Annotated in this window: 23 protein-coding genes and 1 pseudogene; 16 read left to right on the top strand and 8 right to left on the bottom strand. The window is 71.4% G+C overall.

Annotation, left to right across the window (positions count from 1 at the left end; translation table 11 throughout):
- The first annotated feature begins 8 nt into the window (after nucleotides 1-8).
- The 4 genes from E3O46_RS05610 to E3O46_RS05595 all read left to right on the top strand — a co-directional run bounded on the left by E3O46_RS05610 (nucleotide 9) and on the right by E3O46_RS05595 (nucleotide 5,339).
- On the top strand, nucleotides 9-1,109 hold the full coding sequence (locus tag E3O46_RS05610) for an acetamidase/formamidase family protein (protein ID WP_134561266.1): 1,101 nt from the start codon (nucleotides 9-11) through the stop codon (nucleotides 1,107-1,109).
- A complete protein-coding gene (locus E3O46_RS05605; RefSeq protein WP_241987341.1) occupies nucleotides 1,102-2,748 on the top strand; it encodes an AtzH-like domain-containing protein in 1,647 nt (548 codons plus the stop codon). Before E3O46_RS05610 ends, E3O46_RS05605 begins: the two co-directional genes overlap by 8 nt.
- A gap of 75 nt (nucleotides 2,749-2,823) precedes the next feature.
- Nucleotides 2,824-4,062, top strand: coding sequence for a pyridoxal-phosphate-dependent aminotransferase family protein (locus tag E3O46_RS05600; RefSeq protein ID WP_134560297.1), 1,239 nt, complete (start codon nucleotides 2,824-2,826; stop codon nucleotides 4,060-4,062).
- Nucleotides 4,059-5,339: an allantoate amidohydrolase gene (locus E3O46_RS05595; RefSeq protein ID WP_134561265.1), complete on the top strand. Its 1,281-nt coding sequence runs from the start codon at nucleotides 4,059-4,061 to the stop codon at nucleotides 5,337-5,339. The genes E3O46_RS05600 and E3O46_RS05595 overlap by 4 nt, the downstream gene beginning before the upstream one ends.
- 14 nt (nucleotides 5,340-5,353) lie before the next feature.
- On the opposite strand, the gene E3O46_RS05590 is transcribed toward E3O46_RS05595, so the two are convergent.
- A complete protein-coding gene (locus E3O46_RS05590) occupies nucleotides 5,354-6,031 on the bottom strand; it encodes a nucleotidyltransferase family protein (protein ID WP_241987340.1) in 678 nt (225 codons plus the stop codon).
- Here E3O46_RS05590 and uraD point away from each other — a divergent pair.
- The 3 genes and pseudogenes from uraD to E3O46_RS05575 form a co-directional block, all read left to right on the top strand.
- Nucleotides 6,030-6,563 (top strand): annotated as a pseudogene (gene uraD / locus E3O46_RS05585) (2-oxo-4-hydroxy-4-carboxy-5-ureidoimidazoline decarboxylase); the annotation flags it as partial. The gene E3O46_RS05590 and the pseudogene uraD overlap by 2 nt on opposite strands.
- Before the next feature lie 138 nt (nucleotides 6,564-6,701).
- Complete coding sequence (gene uraH, locus E3O46_RS05580) at nucleotides 6,702-7,091, top strand: hydroxyisourate hydrolase (RefSeq protein ID WP_134561366.1); 390 nt, start codon at nucleotides 6,702-6,704, stop codon at nucleotides 7,089-7,091.
- Nucleotides 7,092-7,249: 158 nt separating this feature from the next.
- Entirely contained in the window at nucleotides 7,250-7,663 is a 414-nt protein-coding gene (locus E3O46_RS05575; protein ID WP_134448920.1) for a hypothetical protein, read from the top strand.
- A 38-nt stretch (nucleotides 7,664-7,701) separates the two neighbouring features.
- Here E3O46_RS05575 and E3O46_RS05570 read toward each other — a convergent pair whose 3' ends face one another.
- The 4 genes from E3O46_RS05570 to add form a co-directional block, all read right to left on the bottom strand.
- Nucleotides 7,702-9,168 carry an amidohydrolase family protein gene (locus tag E3O46_RS05570; RefSeq protein WP_134561264.1) on the bottom strand — a complete coding sequence of 489 codons (1,467 nt, stop codon included), beginning with the start codon at nucleotides 9,166-9,168 and terminating at the stop codon, nucleotides 7,702-7,704.
- A 41-nt stretch (nucleotides 9,169-9,209) separates the two neighbouring features.
- Entirely contained in the window at nucleotides 9,210-10,115 is a 906-nt protein-coding gene (pucL, locus tag E3O46_RS05565; RefSeq protein WP_134561263.1) for a factor-independent urate hydroxylase, read from the bottom strand.
- A 40-nt stretch (nucleotides 10,116-10,155) separates the two neighbouring features.
- On the bottom strand, nucleotides 10,156-11,604 hold the full coding sequence (allB, locus tag E3O46_RS05560; RefSeq protein ID WP_134561262.1) for an allantoinase AllB: 1,449 nt from the start codon (nucleotides 11,602-11,604) through the stop codon (nucleotides 10,156-10,158).
- A 208-nt stretch (nucleotides 11,605-11,812) separates the two neighbouring features.
- Entirely contained in the window at nucleotides 11,813-12,841 is a 1,029-nt protein-coding gene (add, locus tag E3O46_RS05555) for an adenosine deaminase (protein WP_134448924.1), read from the bottom strand.
- A 239-nt stretch (nucleotides 12,842-13,080) separates the two neighbouring features.
- On the opposite strand from add, the gene E3O46_RS05550 reads away from it, so the two are divergent.
- From E3O46_RS05550 to E3O46_RS05530, 5 genes are all read left to right on the top strand, one after another.
- On the top strand, nucleotides 13,081-14,181 hold the full coding sequence (locus E3O46_RS05550) for an ABC transporter substrate-binding protein (protein WP_134448925.1): 1,101 nt from the start codon (nucleotides 13,081-13,083) through the stop codon (nucleotides 14,179-14,181).
- Between the two features lie 104 nt (nucleotides 14,182-14,285).
- The gene (locus tag E3O46_RS05545) at nucleotides 14,286-15,107 is read left to right on the top strand and encodes an ABC transporter ATP-binding protein (protein ID WP_134448926.1); all 822 of its coding nucleotides are present in this window, start codon (nucleotides 14,286-14,288) and stop codon (nucleotides 15,105-15,107) included.
- Nucleotides 15,107-15,919, top strand: a complete 813-nt coding sequence (locus E3O46_RS05540) for an ABC transporter permease (RefSeq protein WP_134448927.1) — start codon at nucleotides 15,107-15,109, stop codon at nucleotides 15,917-15,919. Before E3O46_RS05545 ends, E3O46_RS05540 begins: the two co-directional genes overlap by 1 nt.
- Nucleotides 15,919-16,770 carry an ABC transporter permease gene (locus tag E3O46_RS05535; RefSeq protein WP_241975463.1) on the top strand — a complete coding sequence of 284 codons (852 nt, stop codon included), beginning with the start codon at nucleotides 15,919-15,921 and terminating at the stop codon, nucleotides 16,768-16,770. Before E3O46_RS05540 ends, E3O46_RS05535 begins: the two co-directional genes overlap by 1 nt.
- Before the next feature lie 63 nt (nucleotides 16,771-16,833).
- On the top strand, nucleotides 16,834-17,520 hold the full coding sequence (locus tag E3O46_RS05530) for a class I SAM-dependent methyltransferase (protein ID WP_241985550.1): 687 nt from the start codon (nucleotides 16,834-16,836) through the stop codon (nucleotides 17,518-17,520).
- 65 nt (nucleotides 17,521-17,585) lie between these two features.
- Here the strand turns inward: E3O46_RS05530 and E3O46_RS05525 are convergent, their stop codons facing one another.
- The 3 genes from E3O46_RS05525 to E3O46_RS05520 form a co-directional block, all read right to left on the bottom strand.
- Complete coding sequence (locus E3O46_RS05525) at nucleotides 17,586-20,384, bottom strand: molybdopterin-dependent oxidoreductase (protein WP_174775115.1); 2,799 nt, start codon at nucleotides 20,382-20,384, stop codon at nucleotides 17,586-17,588.
- Nucleotides 20,381-21,250: an FAD binding domain-containing protein gene (locus E3O46_RS18420; protein WP_174775114.1), complete on the bottom strand. Its 870-nt coding sequence runs from the start codon at nucleotides 21,248-21,250 to the stop codon at nucleotides 20,381-20,383. The genes E3O46_RS05525 and E3O46_RS18420 overlap by 4 nt, the downstream gene beginning before the upstream one ends.
- Nucleotides 21,251-21,362: 112 nt before the next feature.
- Nucleotides 21,363-21,866 (bottom strand): MogA/MoaB family molybdenum cofactor biosynthesis protein, encoded by a 504-nt coding sequence (locus E3O46_RS05520; RefSeq protein WP_134561260.1) that lies wholly within the window; start codon nucleotides 21,864-21,866, stop codon nucleotides 21,363-21,365.
- A gap of 79 nt (nucleotides 21,867-21,945) precedes the next feature.
- On the opposite strand from E3O46_RS05520, the gene E3O46_RS05515 reads away from it, so the two are divergent.
- Genes E3O46_RS05515 through E3O46_RS05500 form a run of 4 tightly spaced genes read left to right on the top strand, consistent with a single transcriptional unit; the run spans nucleotide 21,946 to nucleotide 24,833 of the window.
- On the top strand, nucleotides 21,946-22,350 hold the full coding sequence (locus tag E3O46_RS05515; protein ID WP_134448930.1) for a TOBE domain-containing protein: 405 nt from the start codon (nucleotides 21,946-21,948) through the stop codon (nucleotides 22,348-22,350).
- Nucleotides 22,347-23,201, top strand: coding sequence for a molybdate ABC transporter substrate-binding protein (gene modA / locus E3O46_RS05510; protein WP_241987339.1), 855 nt, complete (start codon nucleotides 22,347-22,349; stop codon nucleotides 23,199-23,201). The genes E3O46_RS05515 and modA overlap by 4 nt, the downstream gene beginning before the upstream one ends.
- A gap of 7 nt (nucleotides 23,202-23,208) precedes the next feature.
- Nucleotides 23,209-24,045 carry an ABC transporter permease gene (locus tag E3O46_RS05505; RefSeq protein WP_134561259.1) on the top strand — a complete coding sequence of 279 codons (837 nt, stop codon included), beginning with the start codon at nucleotides 23,209-23,211 and terminating at the stop codon, nucleotides 24,043-24,045.
- Nucleotides 24,042-24,833 carry an ATP-binding cassette domain-containing protein gene (locus E3O46_RS05500; RefSeq protein WP_134561258.1) on the top strand — a complete coding sequence of 264 codons (792 nt, stop codon included), beginning with the start codon at nucleotides 24,042-24,044 and terminating at the stop codon, nucleotides 24,831-24,833. Before E3O46_RS05505 ends, E3O46_RS05500 begins: the two co-directional genes overlap by 4 nt.

The raw sequence follows: 24,833 nt of genomic DNA, 5'->3' as shown, positions 1-24,833 counted from the left end.
GCGCTCCCATGTCGCACGTCGTATTGCAGCCCGGCATGGGGAGCATCGCGCCCGGGCACTACCTTCCGGCCACCCCCCAGACCGTGCTGTGGGGACGCCTGCCCTGCGCAGCGGATGCCGCGGTGTTCTCGATCGGATCCGGTGACACAGTCACGATCGACACTCTCAGCCACGAGGGACTGCTCGAGGACCAGGGTCGGGACCCGCTCGCCTTCTTCGGCGGCCACGGCATCGCAGCGGGCGATGTGCTGGCGGATGCCGTCGCGCTCGCCGCAAGCAACTACCCGCGGGATGCTGAGGCGGACGGCCCGCACGTCGTGACCGGGCCGATCGAGGTGCGCGGGGCGCTGCCGGGCGACCTGCTCCGTATGACCCTGCTCGAGGCGACTCCCCGGGTGCCGTACGGCGTCATCTCGAGTCGCCACGGTCGCGGGGCGCTCCCCGGCGAGTACCCCGTCGGACCGGGGACGGTCTCCGTGTTCACCGAGGTCGACACCGATCCCGACTTCGGGACGGAAGCCGGGGCGCTCTTCGGCACCCTCCCGCTCGTTCCCGGTGGCGACCGGGTCGTGCGCTTCCCGCTCGACCCGTTCCTCGGCATCATGGGCGTCGGCGTCGCGGGAGACACCCGGCCGCACTCCGTCCCGCCGGGCGCGCACGGCGGCAACCTCGACATCAGCCTGCTCACCGTCGGCAGCGCGCTCTACCTGCCCGTGCAGGTCCCTGGCGCGCTCGCCTACGTCGGCGACCCGCACTTCGCCCAGGGCGATGGCGAGGTGGCGCTGACCGCACTCGAGGCCAGCCTGCGGGTGCGCATCCGCTTCGACGTCATTCCGGCGGTCGAGGCGGCGGCACTCTTCGGCGAACTGACCGGACCGCTCGCCGAGACGGGCGAGTTCCTCGTGCCGACCGGCCTCGACCCCGACCTCGACGAAGCGATGCGGGCCTGTGTGCGCGCCGCGATCGCCCTGCTCGGGGCGCGGTACGGCATGGACCCGACCCTCGCGTACGCCTACCTGAGCGCGGCGACCGACTTCAACATCTCCCAGGTCGTCGACCGTGTCACGGGCGTGCACGCCCGTATCCGGACGGCGGACTTCGGTGCCTGAGCGCACCCTCGCACCCCACCTCGTGCCGACCTCGGTCACGGGCGAGCTGCCGGCCGGCCTGCTCAGCGCATTCGAGGACTACGAGGCCGCGCTCGCCGCCAATGACCTCGGGGCCCTCGCCGGGTTCTTCGTGCCCGGACCGCACACGCTCCGCGGCGACGCCGCCGGCCTGCTCGTCGGGAGTGATGCGATCGCCGGGTTCCGCGCCGGCCGTCCCGGTGTCGTGCGGCGCAGCATCCGCTCGCTGCACGTGCGCGCCATCGGGACAGACCACGCCCTGATCGTGTCGGAGAACGAGCCGTTCGCCGGCGGGGCCGGGCTCGTGACCCAGCTGTGGAGCCGGACAGCCGCGGGCTGGCGGATCGAGACCGCGCAGGTCGCAGCGTCCGCTCCCGCGATCGACCGCAGCATCTGGCGGGTGGCCGGCACGCCGCTCGTCGCCGGCGAGGTCGGCGGGACCCTCGCGGGCGTTCGGGTCGCGGTCAAGGACCTTTTCGACGTGGCCGGGTTCGCGGTCGGGGCGGGGAACCCGGCCTACCTCGAGAGCGCGACACCCGCGACCGCGAGCGCGCCGTCGCTGACCGCACTCCTCCGGGCAGGGGCCAGCGTGATCGGCATCGCGCAGACCGACGAGTTCGCGTACAGCATCGCCGGGGCCAACGTGCATTCGGGCACGCCCCCGAATCCGCGCGTTCCGGGCGGGCTTCCGGGCGGTTCGTCAAGCGGGCCGGCCGCCGCCGTCGCTCTCGGCCAGGCCGACCTCGCCCTCGCCACCGACACCGCAGGGTCGATCAGGGTGCCGGCCTCGTACCAAGGGCTCTGGGGGCTGCGCACGAGCCATGGCGCCGTCAGCCGCGACGGGGTCCTGCCGCTCGCGCCCTCATTCGACACGGTCGGCTGGCTCGCGAGGGGCCCGGAGGTGCTCAGGACCGCCGCAGCGGCCTCGCTCGACACCGACCGGCAGCTGCCGGTGCCCGCCCGGTTCGCCGTGTGCGCCCAGACCGTCTTCGCCGCGGACGAGGGCGTCCAGGCCGCGTTCGTCGACGCGGTCGACCGCCTCGAGAGGAGCGGACACCTGTCCGCGGTCGAGATCATCTCCCTCGACCCGCTCGCCGACCTGTTCGAGACCTTCCGCACCGTGCAGGCGGCCGAGGCCTGGCGGGCCCACGGCGACTGGGTCGACGCCCACCCCGGGACGCTCGGCCCCGACGTGCGCTCCCGTTTCGCGTTCGCCTCCCTCATCGACGAGGACGAAGCCGCCGGGCACCGGATCGACCTCGCCGAGGCCAGGGAACGGCTCGACGCGGCCCTCGACGGCCGGATCCTGCTGCTGCCCTCCGCCTCGTCGACCGCGCCGGCCCGCACCGCGTCAGGGGCCAAGATCGAAGCGATCCGCACCGCGACACTCTCACTGACCTGCCTCGCCGCGATCGGCGGATACCCCGCCGTGTCCCTTCCCGGCCTCTCCGTCGCAGGGGCGCCGCTCGGGCTCAGCCTCCTCGGGCCGCGGCACAGCGACCTCGCGCTGCTCGACCATGCCGCAGGCCTCGCTCAGGGGCTGGCCGCCGGACTCGCGCCGGATGTCGGGACCGGCACGGCGGGGATCGTGGGTAACACCGTGGAAACGCTCCGTGCCTAAGCTGATGATGTGACGTATCCGCTGCAGTCGACCCCCGTTCCGAGCCTTCCGATCAACCCGCCGCAGCGCCTGCTGATGGGGCCGGGGCCGATCAACGCGGATCCCCGGGTGCTGCGCGCCATGTCCGCGCAGCTCGTCGGCCAGTACGACCCGGCGATGACGGGCTACATGACCGAAACGATGGGCCTGTACCGCGACGTATTCCGCACCGGTAATGAACAGACCCTCGTGATCGACGGCACCGCGCGCGCCGGGATCGAGGCCGCCCTCGTCTCGCTGATCCAGCCGGGCGACCGCGTGCTCGTGCCCATCTTCGGGCGCTTCGGGCACCTCCTCCGCGAGATCGCCGAACGCGTCGGCGCCGAGGTGCACGTGCGCGAGGTGCCGTGGGGCACCGTGTTCACGCCCGCCGCGATCGAACAGGCGATCATCGAGACCCGGCCGGCGCTGCTCGCGATCGTGCACGGCGACACCTCGACGACCCTCGCCCAGCCGCTCGACGAGCTCGGCGACATCTGCGCCAGGCACGGCGTGCTCTTCTACACCGACGCGACGGCCTCGCTCGGCGGCAACACCTTCGAAGCGGATGCCTGGGGCCTCGACGCCGTGACCGCCGGCCTGCAGAAGTGCCTCGCCGGGCCATCCGGTTCTGCGCCGGCAACGTTCTCGGCCCGCGCCGTCGACGTGATCGAATCCCGCCGGAGCATCGAGGCCGGGATCCGCGAACCCGGGGACGCGGTGCTGTCCAACCGGATCCGCTCGAACTACTTCGATCTCGCGATGCTCTTCGACTACTGGGGTCCCCGTCGGCTCAACCACCACACCGAGGCGACGACCGCCCTCTACGGCGCCCGGGAGTGCGCGCGCCTCCTGGTCGAGGAGGGGCTGGCGGACGCCGTCGCCCGGCACCGGCTGCACGGCTCGGCGATGCTCGCGGGAGTGCACGGGCTGGGGCTTTCCGTCTTCGGCGACCCGGCCCACCGGATGAACAACGTCGTCGCGGTCGAGATTCCGGACGGCGTCAACGGTGACGCGGTGCGCGGCTCCCTGCTCGAGGACTTCGGCATCGAGATCGGTACCTCCTTCGGTCCGCTGCACGGCAAGGTCTGGCGGATCGGCGTGATGGGCTACAACGCCCGCAAGGACACCGTGCTGACCACCCTTGCGGCGCTCGAACAGGTGCTCCGGCGCGCGGGGGCATCCGTCACGGGCGGCGGGGGAGTCGGCGCGGCCTGGGACCTGTACGCCGACGCGGACCGTGCCGGTGCCGGGGCCTCCGGGGCCGCCGCCGACGCAGCTGCGGTGCTCTCATGACGGCGGCGGTGCCGACGGTGTCGGATGCCGACGCGGCCGTGATCCTCGCCCGGTGCGAGGAACTCGCCCGGCACTCGTCCCTCACCGACGGGATCGAGCGGACCTACCTCTCCGCGGAGCACGCCGCCGTCAACTACCGGGTCGCCGGCTGGATGGCCGCTGCCGGACTCACCACCTGGCAGGATGCCGCGGGCAACCAGTGCGCACGGCTCTCCGGCCGCACCCGCGGGCTTCCGGCCCTGATGCTCGGCTCCCACCTCGACACCGTGCGCGCGGCGGGCCGCTACGACGGCATCCTCGGCGTGCTCGTGGCCATCACGGTCGCCGGGCGGATCGCCGCCTCCGGCCGCCCGCTGCCGTTCGCCCTCGAGATCGCCGCATTCGGCGACGAGGAGGGCACCCGCTTCGGCACGACCCTGCTCGGCAGCCGGGCCGTCGCCGGCACCTGGCTCGAGTCCTGGTGGGACCTGCGCGACGCGAGCGGCACGAGCCTCCGCGAGGCATTCGCCGCCTTCGGGCTCGACCCCGCCAAGGTCGGCGACGCCGCCCGCGCCCCACAGGAACTCGTCGGCTACCTCGAGGCCCACATCGAGCAGGGGCCCGTGCTCGAGGAGGAGAACCGCGCCCTCGGCGTCGTGACCGGGATCGCAGGGGCCCGTCGCTTCCTGTTGACGGTCACCGGGTCTGCCGGGCACTCCGGGACCCCGTGGCCCCGCCGCCGCGACGCCCTCGCCGGGGCCGCGGAGTGCATCACCACGATCGAACGCATCGCCCGCGCCGAGGGTCTCACCGCGACCGTCGGCCACCTGAGGGTGTTTCCGGACGCCGTCAACGTCATCCCAGGGAAGGTCGAGTTCAGCCTCGACCTGCGTGCGCCGGACGACGCCGACCGCGACAGGGGCTGGACCCTGATCGAGGCCGCCCTCACCGACATCTGCGCCACACGCGCCCTGCATCTCGACAGCAACCAGGTTCACGAGGCGGCCGCCGTGGCCTGCTCGCCGCGGTTGCGTGCGGCGATTGCGGCGGGCATCCGCTCGACCGAGGGTGGCGCGGAGGCCCCGGCCGAGCCGGCCCCGCGCGAGCTGCCCTCGATCGCCGGTCACGACGCGATGGCGATCGCCGCGATCACCGACGTCGGCATGCTCTTCGTGCGCTGTGCCGGCGGCATCAGTCACCACCCGGACGAGTCGGTCACCTCGGCCGACGTCGCCCTCGCCGTTGACGCCCTCGAGGCCGCCGTCCGAGCCCTCGCCGCAGACTACCCGGCCCGGTAGTCACCTCGCCGCCGTCATGCCTCTGGCACGCCGGGGAGCGTGTCGACGTCGGCGCCCGTCGTGAGGTCGCCGCATTCGACAGGGAGCACGCCGTGGGCGAGCAGATAGGGCCGCGCCCCGGTGTCGCCGGTGAGCTGCGCCCGCAGCGGTTCCCAGTGCGCGCGCCCGATCAGCACCGGATGCCCCGGCCGGCCGCCGAAAACGGCCTGCCTCAGGCTATCCGGGGTCACGCCCGCGTCAGCGTCGAGCACCCGCGCGACCGTTGCGGCGTCGAGGTCGGGGACGTCCACGGGAACGACCGCAACGGCGCCCACGGCTCCGGCGAGACCGAGGACCGTGTCGATTCCCGCGTGCAGCGACGCCGACAGCCCTTCTGCCCAGTCGGCGGCATGAACGACGACCGTCGCACGGTCGGGGCAGGCAACCGCAGGGGCCGCCGCGTCGATCAGACCCGCCTCGGTAAGCAGAGCGGCGGCCGCGGCACCCTCGGCTCCGAGCACGACGATGACGGGCGAGCAACCCGCCGCGCGGAGCACGCGGACGGTCCGTACGAGCCACGGCACACCGTCGGCCCCGCGCACGAGCGCCTTCGGTTGCCCGAACCGGGAACCGGCCCCCGCTGCCAGCACAAGCCCCGCGACCGGGGCTTTCCCGGCATCCGCCCGGTCGCGCGCTGCGTCTGCATTCACCATGCCCGCCATCGTATGCGCTCTCGCCACGGGCACTCTAGGCTGGACCAGGACGAGGAGAACTGCCATGAAGAGGATGTCGACACCTGAGCTTCGCGAGGCGCTCCTGACCTGCCTGGCCGTACCCCGCTGGGTCGACGAGGTCGCGTCGCAGTCACCGTTCGATTCGGCAGCCGCCCTGCTCGCCGCCGCCCGCACGGCCGCGACACCGCTCAGCCGCAGCGAGATCGACGAAGCGCTGTCCGCGCACCCGCGGATCGGCGAGACCCCGCGGGGAGACTCGCAGGCCGCGCGGTTCTCCCGCAGCGAGCAGTCATCCGCCGACGCCGCAGACTCCACCCTCGCCGCGGCCATCGCCGAGGGCAACCGGGCGTACGAGGAGCGGTTCGGCCGGGTCTTCCTGATCCGCGCAGCCGGCCGGTCGCGCACCGAGATCCTCGCCGAACTGCACCGGCGCCTCGCGCTCGACGACGCCGCCGAGTTGAAGATCGTCGGCACCGAACTGCGCGACATCGCCCTGCTCCGGCTGGCCACGCTCGCCGGAACCGTCGCAGAACGCCTCGCCGCCGAGCGGGCCGCCCGGAACGGCGCCGCCGACTCGCCGGACTCCGAGGATCTCGTCGCGAGCGTGGTCGCCGACGTCGTCGCCGCGACGGCGGCCGCCGGCACCACGATCGCTCCGGCGACCCCTTCCGCCGCCGCGACCGCCGCCGCGACCGCGACTCCCCGAAGCCGCATCACGACCCACGTCCTCGACGCCGTGTCCGGCCGGCCCGCAGCCGGGGTTCCCGTCGAGCTCGAGCGGAAGCTCGAGACCGGCTGGCACGTGCTCGCGAACGCCGGCACGGATGCCGACGGCCGGGTCTCCATGCTCGGTCCCGTCGATCTCCCCGCCGGTCGGTACCGCCTCACCTTCGACACCGGGCGCTACTTCGCCGGAACCGGCCAGCCGACCCTGTACCCGGAAGTCTCGGTGACCATCGACCTGACCGACCCGGCCGAGCACTATCACGTGCCGCTGTTGCTCAGCCCCTTCGCGTACTCGACGTACCGCGGCAGCTGACCCGAGCGGCTGACCGAGGCGTCTGCCCGCCCCTGACCGGCCACAGTCATCCGGGACGACCGCCGGATGAGAGACTGGCGGGGTCGGTGTCCTCACTCGTTCGCACGTGCGGTGATGCGTGCCGAAGTTCGGCCCGACCAGTGTTTCAGGAGGTGCTCGTGTCCAGGATCCGGGAACGACTGCCGGTCTCACCGGCCAACACCCTCATCGCATGCGCCATACTGATCGGTGCCGTCATCGCTGCGCTTCAGGGCAACGTGGCCGGCGCGTTCGCCCTCCTCGGGGCCGCGGTGTTCTGGGTCGGCGTCGCCCGCTATGCCCGCCGGGCCACCGCACGGGACAGGGACCGGATCGGCACCTTCGAATACCGCGACGCTCGTGACCGGGCACTCGGGAGCCGGGCATTCGCAGGTGTCGGCGTGGTGGCGCTGGCCTGGTCCGGACTCGACGTGATCGGGATGGTCGCGACCGGCCACAACGACGGGACGGCGACCATTCGTTTCCTCGTGCTCATTGCCGCGTTCTCGATCGCGCTCGCGAATGCCCTCGAGAAGGAGCACCCCGAGCCCTGATCGGCGCCGGGAGCTCGGTGCCGCGGGGCGGGGCCGCGCTACTCGGGGGCGAGCACGCGGCGTCCACGCACGAACACTCCCGTGATCGCGGGCTGGCGGAGCGCGAGCAGCAGGGCGAAGAGGGTCTGGTCCGTGGCCATCCGCTCGTCGTCTGCCCGGATGCCACGGTTCAGGACGGTCGCAAGCGGCTCCCAGCGGTCCGGTTCGATGAGCAGGAAGTCGGCGTCCTTGCCCACGTCGAAGTTGCCGAACCTGGCCTCCATGTCGAGGGCGCGGGCGCCGGCAAGGGTGCCGGTGAAGAGCAGCGCGGCGGGGTCGAGCGAGAGACCGGCGTCGCCCGGCTCCGACAGGTGTACCTTGAAGCAGTCGTTGAGCACCCGCGAGACCAGCCACTCGTCGCCGGCGCCGATGTCCGAGCCGATCGCGACGTTCACGCCGAACGAGGTCGTACGCAGCCACGGCATCGTCCCGGAACCGAGGAACTGCTGTGAGGTCGGGCAGTGCGCCACCGAGGTGCCGGTCTCGGCGAGCCTGGCGAGCTCGGCATCCTCGCAGTGCACGGCGTGGGCGAGGATGCTGCGCCGACCGAGCAGGCTCGACCCGCCCCGCTTCGACCCCGGCAGGAACATCCCGTCGTAGGTGTCGAGGTAGGTGTCGACCCCGTACACCGCCTTCACGGCGTCGATCTCGCCGGTGCCGGGCCGGTTGTTCTCGTTGAGGTGCGAGTGGAAGTACACGCCGCGCTCGCGCGCGTCGTCGTAGAGTTCGCCGAGGCCGGCGAGGGTCTTCGGGGTCACCGAGAGGCTGAACCGGGGCACGACCGCGACCTGCAGCAGCGCCGTCGCGGGGTCGCCGGTGTCGACGGCGTGCCAGCGATCGATCTCGGCCCCGATCAGGTCGAGGGCCTCGGCCTCGCCGGTCAGGAGCGCGCCGGCAGGGCCCGACCCGACGGTCTGCACCCCGCGGCCGCTGACCAGGCGGAGCCCGGCGGCCTGGCTCTCGGCGAAAAGTGCATCCTGGGCGTGCGGGAACGCCGACCCGAAGACGAGGGCGCTCGTGGTGCCGGCCGCGACCCGTCGCCGGGTGAAGTCGCGGGCGATGCGCGCCGCGAACTCGGGGTCGCGCAGCCGGGTCTCGGCGGGGAACACGCAGTTGTCGAGCCACTCGAGCAGCTGGCCGCCGCCGTAGGCGTCGGTCGAGTAGGTCTGCGGGTAGTGCAGGTGGGTGTCGACGAAGCCGGGCAGGATGAACCCGCCGCGGTTGTCCGTCACCGGGTGGTCGCGGAACGCGGCCGGAAGAGCGGCGAATGGCCCGACCCAGGCGATTCTGCCGTCCGCACCGGTGACGAGGGCGCCGTCGGGCAGGGAGACGAGGTGCTCCCGGGCGTCGGCGACCACCGGGGATCCCGCGATGTGGAAGACGTGGCCGCGATAGACGTGGGCGGTCGGCGTGGGAACGGCCGACGGATCGGGGGAGGCCGCAGACGCCGGCGCGGGGGTGCTCATCACAGCCATCGTACGGGCGGACCCGCAACGAAAATGACCACCTAGACGAGCCCCGTGTACGAGTCCCAGGCGGGACCTGCGTCCGCGGCGTCGTCGTGCAGCACGGTCGCCTGGATCAGCCCGTACGGGCGGTCGGCCGCGTGGTACACCTCGTTGTCGTTGGCCACGCCGAAGGGGGAGAGGTCGTAGAGGAAGTGGTGCTTGTTCGGGGCGGACAGGCGCACCTCGGCGACCACGGGAAAGGCCTCGAGCACGGCCCGGCCCATCTCGTAGAGGGTCTGCTGCAGGGCCAGGGAGTGCACGGTCGCGAACTGGCTGACGAGCACCTGCTTGATGCCGTCGTAGGTGGCCTCCCAATCGACATCCGTCGTCGAAAAACGCCAGCCGGCCGTGAGCGAGGTCGCCATCACCCGGTCGGAGGTCGGCTGCAGGAGCGTGTACGGATCCTGCATGAAGCCGGCGAACTCGGAGCCCGTCGACTTGAGGATCACGAGGTCCTTGAGCCCGCCGACCACCCAGGTGCGCCGGTCAGCGCCCCTGCCCTCGACCGTGATCGCCGCCGTGCGCACCTCCTGGCCGCGCCGCACCCAGGTGTGGTCGTGCTCACTGCCGTCGATGAGAACCCGTTGCCAGGCGAACTCCTCGATCTCGACCCTGGCGGTGTGCACGGGCTCGACCGTGTCGACGAAGTGGGCGGCGAGGTCGAGGCCGTAGTTCTCGATCGAGAGCAGCCCCTTCTCTTTCGCGAAGGAGTATGCGGTCTGCTTCTGGGTGTCGGTCGGCAGCACGTTCAGCTGGTCGCCCGCGAGGTGCGCACTGGCGAAGTCGCCGCGGAGCGCGGTCGAGACGCTGATGTCGTGGATCTCGTGCCGGGGGGAGTCGCGGTAGATGCGCACAACCCGGTTTTCCGCTTTTCCGTACCGGTTGGGTCCGAGGATGATCGACATCGGGTGGTGCTCCTTCTGGTGGGTGGGGAAGGGTGGGGATTCAGGGCGTGGGGGCCGGGCGCGTGGGCGCCGGGCGGCGGAGCAGGGCGCCCCGGGGAGGGTGTTCCGGGCGGGCGGATGCCGCGGGCGACGTGATCCCGTTACCCGCCCCGGTGTCGTGCACGAGCGCGCCGGCGAGCCAGGTGCCGTGCACCCGTCCCCTGAGCGTCGCGCCGTCGAACGCGCTCACCGGGTTCTTGTGCTGCAGGGCGCCGACGTCGACCGTGAACGACTCCTCCGGCGCGAAGGAGACGAGGTCGGCATCCGCCCCCGGCCGGATGATCCCCTTGCCGGTGAGCCCCGCGAAGCGCGCCGTCGCGGTCGACATCCAGCCGATCACCCGGTCGAGGCCGATCCCGGCCGCGCCGGCGGCCGTCCAGACCGCGGGCAGGCTCAGCTCGAGGCCGGAGATCCCGCCCCAGGCGAGGCCGAAGTCGCCGCCGTGGCCGAGCTTGAGCTCCCGGGTCGCTGGCGAGTGGTCGGAGGCGACGAGGTCGATCGTGCCGTCGAGCAGGCCGGCCCAGAGCAGCTCGCGGTTGGCGGCGTCCCGGATCGGCGGGCAGCACTTGAAGGCCGTCGCTCCGTCCGGGATCTGTTCCGCGGCGAAGGACAGGTAGTGCGGGCAGGTCTCGACCGTGATCGGCAGTCCCTCTGCCCGTGCCGCCCGCAGCCGCGGCAGCGCGGCGCCCGCCGAAAGGTGCAGGATGTGCGCGCTCACGCCCGTGCGGCGGACCGCGTCGATCACGCGGTCGATCGCGCTCGCTTCGGCCTGCGGCGGGCGGCTCGCGAGGAAGCCGGCGTAGGAGCGCCCGGTGGCCGGCGGGGCCGCGTCGAGTTCGGCGGGGTCTTCGGCGTGCACGAGCAGCAGGCCGCCGAATGCGGAGATCTCGGCGGCGGCCGCGAGGAGTTCCGCGGAGGAGAGCGCGGGGAACTCCTCGACGCCGGAGGGGGAGAGGAAGGCCTTGAACCCGAATACACCGGCTGAGTGCAGCTCGCGCAGGGTGCCGAGGTTGCCGGGGACCGCCCCGCCCCAGAAGCCGACGTTGACGCTCGCCTGCGGGCCGGCGGCCGCACGCTTGAGGTCGAGGCCGCTGACCGTCGTCGTCGGCGGGATGCTGTTGAGCGGCATGTCGATCACCGTCGTGACCCCGCCGGCCGCGGCGGCGCGGGTGGCGCTCGCGAAGCCCTCCCAGTCCGTGCGACCTGGCTCGTTGACGTGCACGTGGGTGTCGACGAGACCGGGCAGAAGCACGCGCCCGCTCGGCAGGCGGATGTCCGTGGCCGCCCCGTCGGACAGGCCGGAGTCAGCGATCGGCCGGGTCTCGACAGGTTCGTCGATCGGCAGGATCGCGGTGACGATCCCGCCCGTGATCGTCACCGCCCCGCGCACGAAGCCGGCAGGCGTGAGCACGGCGTCCGCCCGGATCACCCGGTCGACTCGTTCGCGCATCTGTCCTCCTGCCTGCTGGAATCTCAGGCCGTGACGCTGGCCAGATGGTCTAGCAAACACCCTGGTGAGGACCGCGGGGTGCCAATCGGGACTCTTGAAACGCGATCGTCACACGCCGGACGGTTGTCCGTAATACGGGCCCCGCCGCGCCTCCCTGGCAGGGTTCTGCGGGACCGGTTTCGCGGGCCGGACCGGCCTCCGGTCCCGGCTAGGCCGGGTTCGCCGCGAGGAAGGCGTCGATCTCGGAGAGGTACCCCTGTCGGTCGGCGTCGGACAACCAGCTCGCCTCGAAGGAGTTCCGGGCCAGCTGGACGAGCTCGTCCCTGCCGATGCCGGCCTGCCGGGCGAATGCCGTATAGGTGTCGGCGACATAAGCCCCGAAGTACGCGGGGTCGTCGGAGTTGAGGGTGACGAGCACGCCGAGGCCGAGCAGCTCGACGATCTCCCTCGCCTTCATGTCCGAGGTCACGAAACTGTTCGAGACCGGGCAGCAGGTCAGGCCGATCCGGCGTTCCCGGACGAGGGCGACGAGCGCCGGGTCCTCGAGGATGTTCGTGCCGTGGTCAATCCGGTCGACCCTGACCTCGCCGAGCACCTGGCGGATGTTCTCGATGCTGCCGACCTGGTCGATGTCGCAGTGCATCGTGAGCCTGAGGCCGGCCTCACGGGCGAGCCGGAAGACCTCGGCGAACTTCGCCGGGGGATTGCCGCGCTCGTCGGAGTCGAGCCCGACGCCGACGATCAGGTCGCGGTAGGGCAGGGCGGCCAGCAGGGTCTCGTGGGCGCTCTCGGCGGATGCGTCACGCAGGAAACAGAGGATCAGCTCGGCGGAGAGACCGTAACCGGCCGCATCCGCTGCAGCACGGTGCAGTCCGGTGATCACGGTCTCGAAGGGCACGCCGCGCGTCGTGTGCGCTTGCGGGTCGAAGAAGGCCTCGACGTGGCGGACCCCGTCTGCGGAGGCGCGACGGAAGTACGCGGTGGCGAGGTCGTAGAAGTCCTGCTCGGTGATCAGCACGTTCATCGCGGGGTAGTACACCGCGAGGAAGCTTGCGAGGGAGTCGAAGGCATAGCTCGCGCGCACCTCCTCGACCGTCGACTGGCCGATATCGACACCGTTGCGCGTGGCGAGGGCGAGTTTGAGGTCGGGTTCGAGGGTGCCTTCGAGGTGCACATGCAGCTCCGCTTTGGGCAATCCGGACACAAACGCGGCAGTAGGCTCAGTAACGGACGGCATCGGGGCTCCTTTTCGGGCGGACGCCGTGACCGTATCACGCGGCAGATGCACTTTTCCTCCCGCGACGGGTACCCAGCATGCTGCAACACGACGGAAACACTGTCGAGGTCGCAGCGTCATCTGCGGGGCCTAAATTCAGGGAACCCGCACGTGTGCCGCACGGCATTACACAGCAGCCGTCTTCCCTGACGGCACCCCCCCAACGGCACCCCACGAGCATCATCGAGAGGAACAGCTTCATGACCCGGACCCAAGGTTTAACAGCACACCGTTCACCGGCAGGGCGTCCCGCCCGTCGCATCCTGCAGGGAATCGCCGCTGCGGCAGCCGTGACCATCGCGCTCACCTCCTGCGCGACGAGTTCCACGCCGGCAGCCTCGGCTTCCGGTGCGCCCGCGTCCTTCGGCACCGCGAGCATCCAGCTGTCCTGGATCAAGAACACCGAGTTCATGGGTGAGTTCCTCGCCGACTCCAACGGCGACTTCACCAAGGCCGGCTTCGATTCCGTCGACCTCATCGCCGGCCCGGCATCCGCTGAAGCCGGCGTCATCTCCGGCACGGTCGACCTCGGCATCGGCAACGCGATCTCCACCGGAACCGTCATCGCGAACGAAGGCGCCCCGATCAAGATCATCGGCGCCACGTACCAGAAGAACCCGTTCTCGATCCTCTCGCTCGCCAAGGTGGGCAACATCAAGACCCTCGCCGACCTCAAGGGCAAGAAGATCGGCGTGCAGGCGAGCAACCAGAGCCTCTGGGACGCGTTCCTCAAGGTCAACAACATCGACCCGACCTCGCTGACCACCGTCCCCGTCGAGTACGACCCGACCCCGCTCTTCAACGGCGAGGTCGACGGCTGGTTCTCCTACCTCACCAACGAGGGCATCGACGCAGACCTCAAGGGCCTCGGCCCGGTCAACCTGCCGCTCGCCGACAACGGGCTCCCGTTCGTAGCGGAGACCTTCACGGCCTCCGACAAGGAGATCTCGGGTGACCGCGCGAAACTCAAGGGCCTCCTGATCGCCGAGATCAAGGGCTGGGCCGCCGCCATCAAGGACCCGGCCGCCTCCGCCAAGCTCACGATCGACAAGTATGGGGCAGACCTCGGCCTCACGATCGAGAAGGAGACGAAGCAGGCCACGATCCAGTCGACCGACCTCATCGTCAGCGACGACACCGTCAAGAACGGCCTCTTCACCATCAGCGATAAGCTGCAGCAGGAGAGCATCAAGACGCTCGCTGCCGCCGGTGTCACCATCACGGCCGACAAGCTCTTCGACATGAGCCTGCTGTCCGAGGTCTACGCGGAGAACCCCGACCTGGTCAACTACGCCAAGTAGGCGGTTCCTCGTCAAGCACGACAGCACCACCAGCAGTACGCAGGCACACCGAAACGAGGCCGCCCCGAAAGCGGCCGACGACGCCCAGTAAAGGAACGCACCCTGTGAGTACGACCGATGCCGGTGTCCAGAGCAACGCTCTGGGCACCGGCCTCCACATTTCCGGGCTCCACAAGGTCTTCACCGTGGGCCGGAAGGAAGTCTCCGCGCTCGAGGACGCGACCCTGCACACCGACAAGGGCAGTTTCCTGTCGCTGCTCGGCCCGTCCGGCTGCGGGAAGTCCACGATCCTGCGCATCCTCGCCGGCCTCGAGGAGCCCACGAGCGGCACCGCGAAGGTCGACGGCAAGACGCCCGCCGAGCTGCGCAGCGGCCACGAACTCGGCATCGCCTTCCAGGACGCCGCGCTGCTGCCCTGGCGCAGCGTGCGCGGCAACATCAAGCTTCCCTTCGAGGTCGCACGGATGCCCGTCGACGAGGACTACGTCTCCGAACTGATCAACCTGGTCGGCCTCAAAGCCTTCGAACACGCCAAACCCGCGCAGCTCTCCGGCGGAATGCGGCAGCGGGTGTCCATCGCCCGGTCGCTCGTGCTGAAGCCCTCCGTTCTGCTGCTCGACGAACCCTTCGGCGCCCTCGACGACATGACCCGCCAGCGCCTCAACATCGAACTCCTCAGGATCTGGACCGAGAAGCCCGCGACCACGATGATGGTCACGCACGGCATCTCGGAGGCCATTTTCCTCTCGGACCAGGTCGCGGTGATGAGCCCCCGACCCGGCCGCATCAAGGAGGTCATCGACATCGACCTGCCCCGTCCGCGGCATCCGGACATGATGCGCTCCCACGAATTCCACGCCCTGCACGACCGCGCCTCCGAACTGCTCTTCAGCCCCGACGCCCTCTCCGTGGCGGAGACGGACTGATGCGCGGTCTCGCCTCGTTCCGCACGCTCCCGGCCTGGGCGACCGGGCTGATCGGCGTCGTCGTCGTCATCGTCCTGTGGTGGCTCGGCGCCGCCACGATTTTCCGCGGCATCGGCACCGTACCCGGCGGGGCGATCCCGACACCGGGCGCCGTCGTCGCCCAGCTCGTCTCGGACGGGTGGGCGTTCTACCTGTCCCACGTGTCGATCACCGTGGGTGAGGCGATCGTCGGCTTCCTCTGGGGCAATGCGGCCGCGCTCGTCCTCGCCGGCCTCGTGCTCGTCGTTCCCCGGATCGAGAAGGTCGCGCTGCAGATCGCGGTCATCACGTACTGCATCCCGATCGTCGCGATCGGCCCGATCGCCTACATCGTGATCGGAGCCCCGCGCGGCGGTGAGCTTTCCGGCACCGCGATCTTCCTCGCGGCCATGTCCGTGTTCTTCACGACCGTCGTCGGTTCCCTCGTCGGTCTCAAGGCCGCGACCCCCGCGAGTCTCGACCTCGTCACCGTCTACGGCGGCGGACGGTTCATGCAGCTCCGCAAGGTGCGGCTGATGGCCGGGCTGCCGAGCGTGCTCTCCGCCCTGCAGATCGCGGCCCCCGCCGCGCTGCTCGGCGCGATCCTCGGCGAATACCTCGGCGGCGTCGACCGTGGCCTCGGCATCGCGATGCTCGCGGCCGGGTCCGCGGCGAACGTCGACAGGGTCTGGGGGCTCGCGCTCGTCGCCGGTCTCCTCGCCGGCCTCGGCTACAGCCTCTTCGGACTGATCAGCAAGCTCGCGACACCCTGGCTGACGGGACGGAGCTCCTGATGGCCCTCGAGACCATGTCGGCGGCCCGCCCGCCGAGCGCAGCGAAGGTCGCCCGCGGCCTCGGCGCCGTCATCGGGCGCGCCGCGCTCACCGGCCTGATCACCCTCGTCATCGTCCTCGTCGCCTGGCAGGGCCTGATCCTGCTTCTCGGGGTGTCCCCGTTCATCGCCAAGGGACCCCTCGACGTCTGGAACTGGCTGTTCACCGTTCCGAACGCCGCCGTCAACCGCACGACGATCCTGACCAACCTCACCGTCACCCTCGGGGATGCCTTCCTCGGCTTCGTCGCCGGCCTCGTCGTCGCCCTCGTGCTCGCGATCGCGTTCACGCTCTCCCGCGGTATCGAGAGCGCGCTGATGCCGATCGCGCTGCTGTTGCGATCGGTGCCTCTCGTCGCCCTCGTGCCGGTGATCAGCCTGATCACCGGGCGCGGACCGAGCCTTGTCGTCGTGATGGGCGCAATCGTGGTGCTGTTCCCCGCGCTCGTGAACATCGCGTTCGGGCTGCGGTCGTCGTCGCCGCAGATCAACGACGTCATCGCCGTCTACGGCGGCAACGCCTTCACGGCGCTTCGCAAGGTCGCGCTGCCGAGCTCGCTTCCGTCGTTCTTCGCGGCCGTCAAGATCTCGATCCCCGGCGCGATCACCGGCGCGCTCCTCGCCGAATGGCTCTCGACCGGACAGGGCCTCGGCCACGGCATCGTGATCGCCGTCGCCCAGGTGAAGAACTACGAGGTGTGGGCATCCGTCGTGGCGATCACGCTTGTGTCGATCGTGCTGTACGGCGTCGCGCAGCTCGTGGAGAACCTCGTGCTGCGCCGGATGGGCATGGAGAGCAGCACCGGGGCCTAGCCTCGCGCTCGGCGGTTGCGACAGCCGTAGTGGGCGCATCGGCGCGGGACTACTGTTCCTGGCATGGAGACGTCACAGAACCGTAAGCCGATGGGCAGTCTCAAGACTCCGACCCCGGTGCTCAAAGCACTGGCCGCCCAGCTCGGGCATCCGAGCGGGTGGCGAGGGCGGCTGGTGGGGCGGATGCTCAACCGACGCAACCGGGGAATCATCCGCGCCGCCGTGGACGCACTCGAGGCCACGCCGGATGCCCGGCTCGCCGATGTCGGTTTCGGCGGCGGTGTCGGGATCGAGCTGCTGCTCGACACGGTCGGACCGGACGGGCACGTCGCCGGAGTCGACCAGTCGGAAACGATGGTCGATGCCGCGCATCGGAGGTTCCGCGACGACCTCACCGCCGGTCGGCTGTCGCTGTTCGAGGCGTCGATGGAGTACCTCCCGCTCGCGGATGCGAGCCTCGACGGGGTGATCACCCTCAACACGTTCTACTTCCTGCCTGACCTCGGCCGGGCGGCGGCCGAGTTCGCGCGCGTGCTCCGGCCCGGCGGCCGTCTCGTGGTGGGCGTTTTCGACCCGGCCGCGATGCAGCGGATGCCCGTGGTCGAGCACGGCTTCCGGGTGCGTCCCACCGAGGAGATCACCTCCGCCCTCGAGGCCGCGGGCCTCGTGCAGACCCGGCATCTCCGTGTCGGACACGGCCCGGACGCGTACCACCTGCTGCTCGCATCGCCTGCCCCCGCCCGCGCGTAGCGAGGGGTACCTTTCCGGTCGAGGGGTACCCGTGCACCGGGCGCTCTCGACCGGAAAGGTGACTCTCAGGGGTGCATCAGGCGCCAGATGCGGTCACGGGACATCGGCAGCTCGTACGGGCGGATGCCGATCGCGTCACGGACCGCGTTCGCGAGCGCAGGAGCGACCGGGTTGTACGGCGACTCGCTCATCGACTTGGCGCCATAGGGGCCGAGGTCGTCACTCGTCTCCGCGAAGTACACCTCGGTGACGGGCAGGTCCGCGAGCAGGGGCACGTGGTAGTTGCGCATCACGCTCGTCGTCACGGTGCCCGCGCCGTCGAGCTGGACCTCTTCGTAGAGCGCCGTGCCGATCGCCTGGGCCACACCGCCCTCGATCTGGCCGCGGCACTGCGCCGGGTTCATCACGACGCCGGCATCCGCGGACTGGATCGACTGCAGGATCCGCACCTCGCCGGTGAGGGTGCTCACGGCGACCCGGAAGGCCTGCACGTTGAAGGCGACCGAACGCACGGCGCCCTCCTCGGAGCTCGTGCCGCGGAGAACGGTGCCGGCCGCCGCGCGCGCGGCGAGGTCGGTGAGGGAAACGACGGTGCTGCCGCAGCGGAGGCCGTCGGGCTCGAGGAGCCAGGCGTCGGCGGGGGCGCCGGGGTGGGCATCCGTCGCCGCCTGCCGGAGCACGGCCGCGAGTGCGGTCGCCGCACCCAGCACGGCCTTGCCGGCGACGACGATGCCGGCCGAGCCGAACGCGCCGGTGTCGTAGCCGATCGTGTCGGTGTCGGACTGCAGGATGTCGATCCGGTCGGGGCTCGTGCCGAGCGCGGTCGCGGCGAGCTGGGTGTGCACGGTCGTGGTGCCGTTGCCGAACTCGGCGGTCCCGACGCGCACGGCGTAGCGGCCGTCGCTACCCAGAGCGACGGATGCCTGGGCGAAGTGTCCGCGCGGCGGGATCGTCGCGATCATCGCGGTCGCCATGCCCTCGCCGACCCGCCACTCGGGTCCGTCGGGTACGGGCGTGTCATTGCCGCGGGCGAGGGCGGCCTCGGCGAGGTCGAGGCACTGGTCGAGCCCATAGCTGCCGAAGATCAGGTCCTCGCCCTCGACGTGGGTGACGACGAGCGGGTCGCCCGGACGCACCGAGTTGAGCCGGCGCAGGTCGAAGGGGCTCATGCCGAGGTCGCGGGCGAGGTCGTCGAGCGCCGATTCGACACCGAAGATGACCTGGCCGAGACCGTAACCGCGGAAGGCGCCGGACGGGAGGTTGTTCGTGTAGACGCTGCGGGCATCCACCCGCTTGTTGGGCACGGAGTACAGGCTCACCGACTCGGAGCTGCCGTGGTACATGACGCCGGGCCCGTGGTTGCCATAGGCGCCGGTGTCGCTCAGCAGGTCGAGGGCGAGCGCGGTGAGGCGGCCGTCGTCGGTCGCGCCGAGAGTGACGCCGACCCGCATCGGATGCCGGGTGGGTGCGACCCGGAACTCGTCGGCGCGGCTGAACTCGTACTGCACCGGGCGCCCGGTCGCGAGAACCGCGAGGGTGACGAGGTCCTCGGTGAGGATCTCCTGTTTGCCGCCGAACCCGCCGCCGACGCGGGCGGTGAAGACGCGGACCGCGGCCGGGTCGAGGTCGAAGACGCGGCAGATCTCGCGCTGCACGAGAAACGGCACCTGGGAGCTCGTCCGCAGCACGAGCCGCTGCTCGGGGGTGCCGGCGTGTTCGAGCCAGCCGATCGTGCCGTGGGTCTCGAGGTGGGTGTGGGCGACCCGCTGGGTCTGCCAGGTGCCCGTGACCAGGTGGGTCGCCTCGCCGAGGCCGGCCTCAAGGTCGCCGTACTCGCCGTGCAGCTCGGCCACGAGGTTGCGGGAGGGATCGGCGACGCGGCTCGCCGCGGCATCCTTTTCGCCGTGCACGAGGGGAGCGCCGGGCTCGGCGGCGCGGGCCGGGTCGAAGACGGCGGGGAGCAGGTCGTACTCGACGTCGATCAGGCGACAGGCGGCCTCGGCGATCGCGACGGTGTCCGCGACGACGGCCGCGACCCGCTGGCCGCGGAACCGGAGCACCCGGTCGAAGACGAGGGTGTCGTCGGGGTCGTCGTTGCGGTCCTCGTGCCGGGCCGTCGAGAACAGGGTCGCGGGAGAGTCGGAGTGGGTGAGCACGGCACGCACTCCGGGCAGGTCGGCGGCTCGCCCGGTGTCGATCAAACGGATGCTGGCATGCGCGTGCGGACTCTGCAGCACGCTCACGTGCAGCAGGCCGGGCACCGCGACGTCGAGCGTGTACGGTTCGAGTCCGCTCACGACCCGCTCGCTCGCCGGGGCGTGCGTGGAGGCGCCGACGTAGCCGCGGGCCGGCGTGGGCGTCGCGCGGATGCCGGTGCGGACTACGGGACCGAGGCCGTCGAGCGGAAGGGTGCACGGGGCCGAACCGTCGGCCGGGGTGTGCCGCCCGCGGACGGCGTCATCGATCGCCCGGTAGCCCGTGCACCGGCAGATGTTGCCCTTGAGCAGGCGCGGCAGGTCCTCGAGGTCGTGCTCGGTGAGCGTGGACGCGGTCACGACCATGCCCGGGGTGCAGAAGCCGCACTGGAAGCCGGCGTGGTCGACGAAGCGCTGCTGCACGGGCGCGAGGTCACCCGGCGTGCCGAGGCCGGCGGCGGTCGTGATCGCGGCGCCCTCGGCGCGGAAAGCCGGGTAGATGCAGGAGTGCACCGGGGTGCCGTCGACGAGCACCGAACAGGCGCCGCAGTCGCCGGTGTCGCAGCCCTTCTTCACCTCGAAGTGCTCGAGTTCGCGCAGGAAGGTGCGCAGGCACTGCCCGGGCGCTGCCGTGGCGTCGACCCACTGGCCGTTGATCTCGAACCTCACGGGCGGGCCTCGCTTCCGGTCGGGGGAGTCTCTGCCCGGGTCGCGGCCGGAACGTGTTCCGGGCCCTCGAGCTGCTGGCGGATCTCCTCGGCGAGCACGGCGCTGACCGCGGCGCGCCAGTCGGCCGCGCCGTGGGCATCCGTGAACCAGGCGTCGATGCCGTCGACGCCGGCACGGAGCGCGGACGCGGTCGGCAGGGTTGCGTAGCGCAGCTGCACCGGCCGGAGGGTCGCGGCCGTGACGGTGAGGGTGAAACGGCCGTCCCGGTCGAGGCGGCCGATGACGACGGCGCCCGAGCGGCCGATGGGGGAGAGTGCGATCTTGCGGAACGCGGTGCGGGCGCGCAGCGACGCGTCCGGGATGTGGATGGAGCGCAGCACGTCCCCGGTGCGCAACACGGTGGTCATGTCGCCGGTGACGAAGCCGGCGGCGGGAAGGTGCTCGTCGCTCCCGTCGCGGCGCCAGACGAGCACCTCGGCGTCGAGGGCCGCGGCGAGGCTCGTCATCGGGCCGGCGGGGAGGGCGGTAGCGAGGTTGCCGCCGACGGTTGCGACGTTCCAGACCTTGAATGAACCGTAGAGAGCGGTGCAGCATTCGAAGAGCAGCGGATGCGCGGTCCAGCCCGGCCGGGTCGGGAGCGCGGCGAGCTGGGCAAGGGTGCACGTCGCGGCGATCTCGAGGCCCTCAGGGGTCACGGTCAGCGCGGGCCAGCCGAACGACTGCAGGTCGACGAGGCCGGTGAGGTGAACCCGGGGATCGGCGAACAGCTCGGAACCGCCCGCGAGGGGAGCGACCGTTTCGCCGAGCAATCCCAGGTCGGCGCGCTCGCGGGCGGGCGTGATCGTCACAACGGTATTGAGGTCCATTGCTGCTCCAGTCGTCCCGGGCCGAGTATCCAGTCAACCGCATTTCCGGGTCGGTTTCGTCCACGGTACCCTCCCCATCCGGGGGTGCGCCGCCGGGGTCGTGCAGCGCTCGTCAGTGGTCGCGGCCGTGGAGCTGGTCGATGAGGTGGGGAAGCACGTCGTCGAGCACGGCGAGACCGTCGCGCACGCCGCCGGTCGAGCCGGGCAGGTTCACGACCACGGTCCGGCCGCGGGCGACGCCGACGTATCCGCGGGAGAGCAGGGCGAGCGGGGTGGATGCCGCGCCCCGGCGGCGGAGCTCCTCCGCGAGTCCCGGGATGAGCCGGTCGAGGTGCGGCAGCGTCTGCTCGGGCGTCTCGTCGTGCGGGCTCACGCCCGTGCCGCCGGTCGTGATCACGAGATCGCAGTGCGCGGCGATCGCGGCGGCGAGGGCCTGGCCGACGCGGTCGCCGTCCGGCACGACGTGGAGGGCGTCCACGGTCCAGCCCCTGTCGACGAGCCAGGCGTCGATGACCGGCCCGGTGCGGTCAGGATAGATGCCGGCCGCAGCGCGGGTCGACGCGACGATGATCTGCGCGACGCGCGGCGTCGCATCCGTCGGGGTGTTCGTCGTCATGTCCCCAGTGTGCCGCACGGACAGCCGATCGAAGCAGAACGGGCAGCGAATCCGTAGATGAGGGAATATAGTGCTGCTTATGTCGCAAATACGGATTCGCGAGGCCGCCGGGTTCCTCGGCGTGAGCGACGACACCGTGCGTCGCTGGATCGACAACGAGGTGCTGCCGGCCACGACGGATGCCGCCGGCCGCATGGTCGTCGACGGCGTCGACCTCGCCCGCCTCGCCACAGAACACGCCGCCGTGCCGACCGACCCGTCCGGCACGGCGAGCTCGGCCCGCAACCGGTTCGTCGGGCTCGTCACGCGCGTCGTGAGCGACCCGGTGATGTCCCAGGTCGAGCTGCAGTGCGGGCCGCACCGCGTCGTCTCCCTGATGAGCACAGAGGCCGTGCGGGAACTCGGCCTCGTGCCCGGGTCCGTCGCGGTCGCCGTCGTGAAGGCCACCACCGTGATCGTCGAAATCCCCCAGGAGCATTCGTGAGCACTCGCCGTCACCCCGCTCGACGTCACCCCGCTCGCCGTTACGTTCTTGCCTCGCTTGCCGTCCTGGCCGTCGCCGCGCTGACGACGGCGTGTGCAGGCCCGGCCGGGGCCGGCGCGTCCGCGTCCGCGTCCGCCGCGGCATCCGCTGCGTCGACGGGTGCCGCGAGCCGTGCGCCGGAGACCCTGACCGTCTTCGCTGCGGCCTCCCTGAAGAAGACCTTCACCGAGCTCGCGACCGAGTTCGAGGCCGCGAACCCCGGCGTGACCGTTGCGCTGAACTTCGCCGGTTCTGCCGACCTCGTCACCCAGATCACCGAGGGCGCCCCCGCCGACGTCTTCGCCTCTGCCGACACGAAGAACATGGCCAAGCTCACCGATGCCGGCCTCGTCGCAGACGCCCCGACGGTGTTCGCGACCAACACCCTCGAGATCGCCGTACCGCCGGGCAACCCGGCCGGCGTCACGAGCTTCGCCGACCTCGCGAACCCCGCCACCAAGGTCGTCATCTGCGCCGCCCAGGTGCCCTGCGGTACCGCGACCACCACGATCGAGAAGGCGACCGGCGTGACCCTCACCCCGGTCAGCGAAGAGAACGCCGTCACCGACGTGCTCGGCAAGGTCTCCTCCGGTGAAGCGGATGCCGGCCTCGTCTACGTCACGGACATCGCCGGAGCGGGCACGAGCGTCCTCGGCATCCCGTTTCCCGAATCCGGCTCGGCCGTGAACTCGTATCCGATCGGCGTCGTCGCCACGAGCCCGCACCGCGACCTCGGGACCCTGTTCGCGGACTTCGTGACCGGACCGACCGGGCAGAAGGTGCTCGCGGCCACCGGCTTCGGCACCCCGTGAGCGTCAGATGACACGGGCCAGCGGCGGGGCGGCGGTCTTTCTGCGCGGCACGGCGCGGGAGAATGCCGAGGTGCTCGGGGTGCCGCGCTGGATCGTCGCTGTCGCTGCCGTCGGCGCGCTCTTCATCGTGCTGCCGATCGTCGGGATGACCGCCAGGGTCGACTGGGCGAACTTCGGCGCGCTCGTCACCTCGCCGTCCGCGATCGCGGCGCTGCTGCTCAGCCTCCGCACGGCCACGGCGAGCACGGCGCTCTGCCTGCTGCTCGGGGTGCCGATGGCGGTCGTGCTCGCCCGGAGTCGGTTCCGCGGCCAGCGCTTCGTGCGGGCGTTCGTGCTGCTGCCGCTCGTGCTGCCTCCCGTCGTCGGCGGCATCGCCTTGCTCTCGACATTCGGCCGCCGCGGGCTGCTCGGCCAGACCTTCGAAGTGCTGGGAATCCAGATCGCGTTCTCGACGACGGCCGTCGCTCTCGCGCAGGCGTTCGTCGCGCTCCCGTTCCTCGTGCTCAGCGTCGAGGCGACGCTGCGGGCCTCTGGCGCGCGATACGAGGCCGTCGCCGCGACCCTCGGCGCCGCCCCGAACACCGTGTTCTGGCGGGTGACCCTGCCGCTCGTCGTGCCCGGGCTCGTCTCGGGGGCCGTGCTCGCCTTCGCACGGGCGCTCGGCGAGTTCGGTGCGACCCTGACCTTCGCGGGCAGCCTCGAGGGTGTCACCCGCACGCTGCCGCTCGAGATCTACCTGCAGCGCGAGACGGATCCGGATGCCGCCGTCGCGCTCGCGCTCGTCCTCGTCGTGGTCGCCGTCGTCGTCATGGTGGCGACCCACCGGCCGCGAGGGCTCTCATGACCTTCGAGTTCGAGGCGGTCCTCGCACACCGGAACCTCGATGTCGCCTTCAGCGTGCAGCCGGGGGAGACCGTCGCCCTCCTCGGCTCCAACGGGGCAGGGAAGTCGACCGTCGTGCAGATCAGCGCGGGCCTGCTGCGACCCGATTCCGGCCGCGCGAGCCTCGCCGGCCACGTCCTCTTCGACCTGCCCTCGGCATCCGCTGCACCCGGCGGACGCACCGGCACCGTCCCCCGCGCCGGCACCTGGACTCCGCCGCACTCCCGCGGCACCGTGCTTCTCGCCCAGGAGCCTCTCCTGTTCCCGCACCTGTCCGTGCGCGACAACGTCGCCTTCGGTCCGCGGAGCGCAGGGGCCCCCCGCGCCAGGGCGCGTGAGCTCGCCGAGGAATGGCTCGTCGCCGCGGACGTCGCCGACCTCGCCGACCGCAAGCCCGGCGCCCTCTCGGGCGGCCAGGCGCAGCGGGTCGCCGTCGCGCGCGCCCTCGCCGCGCGGCCGCGCCTCCTGCTGCTCGACGAGCCGATGACCTCCCTCGACGTCGCAGCCGTGCCGGCCCAACGCCAGCTGCTGCACCGGATGCTGTCCGACCGTTCCGTGATCCTGGTCACCCATGATCCGCTCGACGCCCTCGCCCTCGCCGACCGGGTGATCGTGCTCGAGGACGGCCGGATCGTCGAGGCGGGCCCCACCCGCGAGGTCTTCGCGAACCCTCGCGCCGCATTCACCCGCGCCCTGACCTTCGGCCTCACCCCTGGGACGGCCGAATCCCGCGAAGACGGCTTAACCTAG

Source organism: Cryobacterium glucosi (assembly GCF_004402235.1).
Classification (GTDB): domain Bacteria; phylum Actinomycetota; class Actinomycetes; order Actinomycetales; family Microbacteriaceae; genus Cryobacterium; species Cryobacterium glucosi.
The sequence above is the reverse complement of the archived record's forward strand: the minus strand, read 5'-3'. Positions and strand labels throughout refer to the sequence as shown.